The following is a 365-nucleotide window of genomic DNA, read 5'->3' as shown; positions in this document are numbered from 1 at the left end:
ATCTCGGTCAATATGATCAAGGATCATCTGATGTCGCGGTTCAAGCCCGAGCAGGTGGCGCGCTTCGGCAACAACCACATCATCTACCCGTCGCTCAGCCGAAAATCGTACGAGGCGCTGATCGCGCGTTCCGTCAACCAGTACGTACGGGAGATGTAGAAAGTGTCGGGCATCAAGTTCGCGGCCGACCAATCGCTGCTGGATCGAATCTACGCAAACTCGGTGTATCCGACGCAGGGTACGCGTCCGGTGTTCAGCTCGATTCACAAGATGTTCTCGACGCTGCTGGTCGATGCCGCATTCTGGGCAATCGAGAATGATGTGCGGGGTGCCGAATTCGTGATGACGAAGGAACTGTCGAATGG

1 protein-coding gene is annotated in these 365 nt (G+C 55.9%); it reads left to right on the top strand.

What is annotated here, in order from left to right; all coding sequences use genetic code 11:
- Window positions 1-162: 162 nt before the first annotated feature.
- Window positions 163-365 (top strand): hypothetical protein (locus tag AC1RPT_RS07805; protein WP_481762986.1); only part of this gene is annotated, 203 nt, incomplete at its 3' end.

This window comes from Dellaglioa sp. CoH-56-MRSF-11 (assembly GCF_056782135.1).
The sequence above is the reverse complement of the archived record's forward strand: the minus strand, read 5'-3'. Positions and strand labels throughout refer to the sequence as shown.